The organism is Moorena sp. SIO4E2, assembly GCF_010671945.1.
Taxonomy (GTDB): Bacteria; Cyanobacteriota; Cyanobacteriia; order Cyanobacteriales; family Coleofasciculaceae; genus Moorena; species Moorena producens.
The window spans coordinates 1-6268 of sequence record NZ_JAAHIE010000444.1; the positions used below are offsets into that span (position 1 = coordinate 1).

Annotated in this window: 8 protein-coding genes; 3 read left to right on the forward strand and 5 right to left on the reverse strand. The window is 43.8% G+C overall.

The features are described from left to right. On the forward strand, nt 1–671 hold a 671-nt coding region (locus tag F6K37_RS29935), incomplete at its 5' end, for a sulfite exporter TauE/SafE family protein (protein ID WP_287254119.1). 91 nt (nt 672–762) lie between these two features. On the opposite strand, the gene F6K37_RS29940 is transcribed toward F6K37_RS29935, so the two are convergent. Together F6K37_RS29940 and F6K37_RS29945 are read right to left on the reverse strand one after the other, a co-directional pair. Further along, nucleotides 763–1320 (reverse strand): Uma2 family endonuclease, encoded by a 558-nt coding sequence (locus F6K37_RS29940; RefSeq protein WP_287254121.1) that lies wholly within the window; start codon nt 1318–1320, stop codon nt 763–765. Nucleotides 1321–1394: 74 nt separating this feature from the next. After that, nucleotides 1395–2510 carry a glycosyltransferase gene (locus F6K37_RS29945; protein WP_287254123.1) on the reverse strand — a complete coding sequence of 372 codons (1116 nt, stop codon included), beginning with the start codon at nt 2508–2510 and terminating at the stop codon, nt 1395–1397. A gap of 446 nt (nt 2511–2956) precedes the next feature. Between F6K37_RS29945 and F6K37_RS29950 the strand changes: the two genes are divergently transcribed. Next, the gene (locus tag F6K37_RS29950; protein WP_287254125.1) at nt 2957–4357 is read left to right on the forward strand and encodes a hypothetical protein; all 1401 of its coding nucleotides are present in this window, start codon (nt 2957–2959) and stop codon (nt 4355–4357) included. Here the strand turns inward: F6K37_RS29950 and F6K37_RS29955 are convergent. Further along, on the reverse strand, nt 4320–4502 hold the full coding sequence (locus F6K37_RS29955) for a hypothetical protein (protein WP_131827250.1): 183 nt from the start codon (nt 4500–4502) through the stop codon (nt 4320–4322). The genes F6K37_RS29950 and F6K37_RS29955 overlap by 38 nt on opposite strands. Before the next feature lie 149 nt (nt 4503–4651). On the opposite strand from F6K37_RS29955, the gene F6K37_RS29960 reads away from it, so the two are divergent. Continuing rightward, on the forward strand, nt 4652–5686 hold the full coding sequence (locus tag F6K37_RS29960) for a sulfotransferase family protein (RefSeq protein WP_287254128.1): 1035 nt from the start codon (nt 4652–4654) through the stop codon (nt 5684–5686). A 72-nt stretch (nt 5687–5758) separates the two neighbouring features. On the opposite strand, the gene F6K37_RS29965 is transcribed toward F6K37_RS29960, so the two are convergent. Continuing rightward, nucleotides 5759–5923: a hypothetical protein gene (locus tag F6K37_RS29965; protein ID WP_158026392.1), complete on the reverse strand. Its 165-nt coding sequence runs from the start codon at nt 5921–5923 to the stop codon at nt 5759–5761. Nucleotides 5924–5967: 44 nt separating this feature from the next. Then, nucleotides 5968–6268 (reverse strand): DUF4276 family protein (locus F6K37_RS29970; RefSeq protein ID WP_287254131.1); only part of this gene is annotated, 301 nt, incomplete at its 5' end.

The following is a 6268-nucleotide window of genomic DNA, read 5'->3' on the forward strand; positions in this document are numbered from 1 at the left end:
CTCCAGTAGAATGGAAGTTAATTCGTTGGGTGAGTTTAGGGGGAATTCCAGGTATTTTTATGGGAACAGCTTTTCTGGCTCCTTTACTTCCTCCCGAAGTCATAAAAATTTCATTTACAATGATGGTCAGCAGTTTTGCCCTCATTTTAATTCACTTAAATTTAACTAAGACTGAACGTAAATTTACGATTGAACACTGGGGTAAACGAGAAAAAATTTTATGTCTAGTCGTCGGAGTAATGGGCGGTATGATTAGTGGGTTAGTTGGGAGTGGAATGGATGTTTTTGCCTACTCTGTAATGGTGTTACTGTTTGGCTTATGTGAAAAAGTTAGCACTCCAACTTCAGTGATTTTGATGGCAATTAATGCCGTCATAGGCTTTTTAATTCATAACTTTATCCTGGGGGATTTTGTGACTCCCGTCAGTAATTATTGGTTAGCGGCGGTTCCAGTTGTGGTAGTGGGTGCGCCAACCGGAGCAATTCTTTGTAGTCTGATGAAACGCCAAATGGTGGTTGGGATTTTGATTAGTTTAATTGGAATTGAATTGCTGACTTCTTTACTGTTGATTCCGCTCACGACATCCGTAGTTTCGGCTGGATTTTTTGCCCTGATTTTATTTACTTCATTTTATTATCTGATGTATCGCACAAAACTGAGACGGGCTTAATAGAGTGATTCTAGGTTTTATCATTCTATTAAAATCATTCTATTATTCAGCAACGCCAGACCGCTTCCTATGAGATGCACCCCATGTAACCTTACCCTAGGGTTAACCACCCAAAAACTTGCTCAACTGTTAGTTCTAACTCTACTCCATTGAGAATCGGTAACGTAGAGGTTGCTGAAAAGATTTCCAATCGTTGAGTCTGATCAATCACGATAATACTTTCTTCTTCCGGATCAATTAACCATCCTAGTTCGGTTCCATGACGCAAACAGTGGATGAGTTTGCTCAGGACTTTGGTTTGTCTTTGGTCTGGGGAAAGAATTTCGATTGCCCAATCTGGATGTATTTCAAAGGGGTTGGCAATTTTGCCAGTTGGTTCAATGGGGATGTTTGCCCAACGAAATACTGTGATGTCGGGAATAATTGATTCACCCCCAAAGGTACAGCGCAGTTCCGGGAAAGCCTTGGCAATTTTGTTGGGATTAGCGACTTGATTGATAGCTTGACACAATTCAATCTGAAGCAGACTATGTTGGCCTTGTGGCATGGGCTTAACAGTGATTTCCCCATTGATAAATTCTGATCGGGGTTTGGTTTCTGGAAGTTTGAGGAACTCCTCTAAGGTTAGGGGTGGAGTGGCTGTGGTCATATAAGCTAGTCTTCATTTAAATTCTATTATTATCAGAGCAGGGGAGCAGGAATCGCATCCCTATTTCCTACTCCCTACTCCCTATTGAGTTGATTAATCGCATCAGCATAAGCCATTGCTGCTGTTTCCCACTTGGGCAAATTACTACTAATCTCAGCTAATTGTTTTTCTTTCAAACCACCCATTACCTTCTCGGCTGCCTCCCTGGGCTGATCAGGATCAACAGTAATAATGGCAGACCCCCCCGCTTCCAAACCAGCTTGATTCCCTTGAGATACCACCACGAAGCGACCAAATGATGCGGCTTCGGCAATGGGTAGTCCAAATCCCTCCCGGTCAGATAGAAACACTACCGCTGTTGCCTCTCGATACCATTGAGCCAGAATGCGATCGCTTATGTGACCATGATACTGAACCCAAGGCAAGCTCTCAATTGACTTGAGGAACGCTTCACCGCTAGCTTGGGTGGAAGTATTCATCCCTCCCACTAAATGCAATTCCCAAGGTTCACCACTAAGCTCTCTGAGTTGAGTGGTTAATGCCACAGCTTCCGGTAAACGCTTAGCAGCTGGGTCGATGCGACCTACGGATAACAAGAATGGTCCGGTGGGAGCAGGAATTGAGACGGTCGGTAACTTAGCTAGGGCTGAGTCTACTCCATTCGGAATAGTTTTCACCTTCTGTCGAATCCTTGGGTTAGGACGAAAGTGTAGCAGGTCATTCTCGGTAGCTTTGCTGACCACGATAATCTGCTGGGCAAAACGAATCGAGGCATCCAGGTAAATTAGCGATCGCAAAGCCGTTTTTATGCGATCGCCATACTTATTAGCCGCTTTCCATTCATTCACATCATGAAGCACTGCTATAGTAGGTGGATGCCACGGCAGAACGATCGGGTTAGATAGCCAGACTAGAGCGTCTATTCCTGCTTGAGCACAATACCCATTAAAACGAGTCGCCACCCAACCATACCGCTTAGCTGGGGAGTAATCCAGCGGTGGTAGGATATTAACACTATCTGCCAACTCCTGTAGGGTAGGGGTATTCTCAAACGCATTAGGAGAAGCCAAGATTTTCACCTTAGTGCCTCGGCTGACCAGTTCCTCAACTAGAGGTGGTAGTAATCGATTTAGATACTGCCCAATGCCTAAGCGAGGACCAAGGTAATGGGCAATTAAAGCAACAGACATAGCTTATAGCACCGGAAACAGGGAACAGGGAATAGGGAATAGGGAGTAGTGGCGTAGGGTGCGTTAGGGACGGGGTCGCCCTAATTTTCCGCTCTACCGCCAGTGTTAGGATAGCCCGTCCCGTAACGCACCACCAGGTCAAGCAGCAAAAATGAGATGCACCCAGTAGGGAACAGGGAGTAGGGAACAAAAATTTTCACAATTAATTCATTTACTTACCCTATAGATGTTACCAGAATTCCCAACTTAGCTAGAATACCACTGAATAAACCCAGAAATGAACAGGCATTTAGACAACTTTCAACTTTCAACTCCTAACTCCCAACTTTCAACTCCCAACTTTTAACTCCCAACTCCCAACTTTCAACTTTCAACTTTCAACTTTCAACTCCCGACTCCCTACTCCCGACTCCCTACTCCCGACTCCCTACTTTCAACTTCCAACAATGAACAAAATAATTGCCTGGTATAGATGGGCGATGCAAACAGGGCAACTACCATTTGCGATAATTTTAACCCTCACCATCTACCAACCCTTTGAAGACTTTGTTCTCAACTGGCTGCCCTTACCATCACCGTTAATCGCCTTAATACGTTTTGTTCCCGAAATTATCCTTTATATCCTAATGGTAAGGGTAATTTACCTGCGGCTATCCTCTGGTAAAAGTATACGAAAAACCCCCCTAGATATCCTAATTATTGCCTTTTTCCTTGGTAGCATGATTTCCATTGTGGTTAACCATGCTGGAATTGCAGGGAGCATAAAAAACTTACGCACTAATTTTCGGTATATCTCAGTTTACTATACTGTCGTTAATATTGACATCTCTATCGAACAGCTTTCCCTATTATTAAAAAGTATTAGACTAGCGAGTTTAATCCAGGCAGGTATAGCCTCCATCCAATACTTCTTACCCGCCAGCATCAGTCAGAAACTATTCACCAGGCAAGTCATCCACTCCGGCACAATGGCTGCCAAAAATGCCAGCATTGGCACCTTTGGCGACAGTGCCATCCTCTCAGGATTCCTGATGTTAGCAATTTCAGTATTTATTAGCCATGTCTACACCAACTCTAGTCATATTATTCCCACTTTCAAAGACTCCGCTAGTATTTTAGTGCTCTATTTCGCTAACTTTGCTTCCAAAAAGCGAGCTGGACTGATGATATCGCTACTAATTCCTATTCTAGTCTTAATTCATCTCAACAGAAAAAGAGATACTGCCCTCATCCTCTGGTTTGCTACAGCACTTTTGATAACTGTAGTATTGATTTCCCCATTATTGAATCTTCAAACATCAGCAGCTTCAGTGTCTGAAGACGGTGAAATACCTGATCTGACTTCCTATTTCTTCTCGATTTTTTCTCCAGATTACTGGCAACACAACTTAGAAGCTCAGCGGGGTTGGGCAGCCAAGACTATTGTTAATGGTTTAATGAATTCAGGAGGCTGGTTTGGCTTTGGTCCAGAGCCTGGAGCCTTACAAAGAGGAATAGAAAATTCGGTGATTCTCTCCCCAGATGAACAACGGCATTTATCCTGGCATGTGGAACTCCTAGAAGATGCCTACTGGTTTGCCTTCCTGGGATATTTTGGAATTGTTGGTTTGGGGATTTTTTGGCTAATCTTGCTACGGCTTTACCAAACCTCTCAATCTCTAATTAAATCCTCTTCATCCCTGGAATACAAATCCCTTGGAGTGATGCTTTGTACTATAATTATTGTTTCTTTTTTGTACACCTTTGTGGAACGGACATTTAAACTGCGACCCTTTAGTTTTTATTTTTGGTTACTGGCTGGACTAGTAGTTAATTCCTGGTCTGTTCAACAAGAGAATAGGGAGTAGGGAGTAGGGAATAGGGAGTAGGGAATCGGGAATCGGGAATCGGGAATCGGGAATCGGGAATCGGGAACAGGCAAAAGGAGTAGGGTGCGTTAGGGGCGGCATTACCATCATATTCAACTTTGTAGCCAGTAGCCCCGTAACGCACCACTTTTTAAGGAAAAAGGCAAAATGCAAAAGAGAACAGTATCAAAAAAAGACAAGGATTTTTTTGCTATGCTGAATCCTTAGTGCTGATATACTTATCATCATACTGTTGGCAATTCCCCCATCACCCTATCACCCCATCAGCCCATCATGATTGATCATCAACCCAGAGTGGAACAGATATTTGTAGTGGGAAACTCCCGTAGTGGAACTACTCTGATGGGTCTAATCTTGGGATTAAATTCAGAGGTTTTCACCTTTGAGGAACTCCATTTTTTTGGGCAGTTATGGTCCGAGCAGCATCGGGACTCTTACCTGACTCAGGCAGAAGCAGAACAGCTAGCCGCTCGCCTCTTATCAATTCAGCATAGTGATGTTCTGCGTCCAGGGGATCCCAGTCATTTTAGTGAAGAAGCCAAAGTAATTATTTCCCAGCTTCCGGAGTCAAGACTAACCTCTGGGGATGTCTTTAAGGTATTTCTGGAATACAAAGCTGCCAACAACGGTAAGAAGATTCCTTGTGAACAAACTCCGCGCAATGTCTTATACATGGCTGAAATCCTCGAACTTTATCCCGAAAGCCGGATTATTAATATGGTTCGTGACCCCCGAGACGTACTGCTGTCACAAAAATATAAGTGGCGAATCAAATTCCTGGGTGCCAAGAATATTCCCTATCGAGAAGCCTTCCGGTCTTGGTGCAATTATCATCCCTTTACCATCTCAAAACTTTGGAATGCCTCGATTAACGCTGCTGAAAAATTTGCCAATCATCCCCGATGTCGTACGGTAAGATTTGAAGATTTGGTAACAAATCCAGAACAGACCGTGGAACAGATTTGCCAGTTTATAGGTCTGGAGTTCCAACCACAAATGTTGGACGTTCCTCAAAATGAAGGTGGTGTCTCATCCCATAAGCAAATCACACCAAAACGTCGGGGAATTGACCCCAATACCACTGGAAAATGGCGGCGTGGGGGACTTTCTGTAACAGAGATTCATATTTGCCAGCAAGTAACCTATACTAACATGCTCAACCATGGTTACTCCTATGCTTCGATGAAGCCCAACCCCTTGATGTTAGCATTCAGTTGGGCATTTTTACCGGTAAAATTGACCCTAGCCTTGTTAATGAATCTTCACCGAACCCGAAACATTGTAGAAGCGATTCGCAGACGCTTGTAGATCGTAGCATCTCATATTTGAAAATTTTGCGTAGGGTGCGTAGGGTGCGTTAGGGGGGGATTGCCATCATATTCAACTTCGTAGCCAGTAGCCCCGTAACGCACCACCGAAGGGTTTGCCCTCATTTTTACGGTAGCCAGCGTTAGGTTGCTGCCCATAACGCACCACCGTATCAAACAGCAAAAGCGATGCAGCGCGGTCTTGGGGAGGCAGCGCGGTCTTGGGGGTTTCCCCCATGAGCGACTGCATCAAGACAATGAGATGCACCCAACCGGATTTGGTCATGGTGATACCGATAGGAGATGTTTAATACCTTTAATAAAGACTTGAAAACTGTGGGATGTATTGTCAGTTAAAGATAAATAGGGTGCAATTTTTTTAGAATGAATTCCTGGATAGTATTCGTTAACTAAACGTTTAAGCTCTTGTTTGGCAGAGTTAAGCTGATCGGGGTTACGGTATTTCTTTTTACTTTGTTGTTTACTGAGGCTATTAGGTTTCATGTTATAGGCTTTTTCGACTGCCGCCAAATTTCCTAAGAACCAGGATTCTAATTCATGGCAGATGATCCGAATCATCACA

Bases quoted from the DNA above. Each gene is read 5' to 3' on its own strand.
- F6K37_RS29940 (WP_287254121.1), bottom strand. From the start codon at position 1,320: ATGACCACAGCCACTCCACCCCTAACCTTAGAGGAGTTCCTCAAACTT.
- F6K37_RS29945 (WP_287254123.1), bottom strand. From the start codon at position 2,510: ATGTCTGTTGCTTTAATTGCCCATTACCTTGGTCCTCGCTTAGGCATT.
- F6K37_RS29950 (WP_287254125.1), top strand. From the start codon at position 2,957: ATGAACAAAATAATTGCCTGGTATAGATGGGCGATGCAAACAGGGCAA.
- F6K37_RS29960 (WP_287254128.1), top strand. From the start codon at position 4,652: ATGATTGATCATCAACCCAGAGTGGAACAGATATTTGTAGTGGGAAAC.
- F6K37_RS29965 (WP_158026392.1), bottom strand. From the start codon at position 5,923: ATGGGGGAAACCCCCAAGACCGCGCTGCCTCCCCAAGACCGCGCTGCA.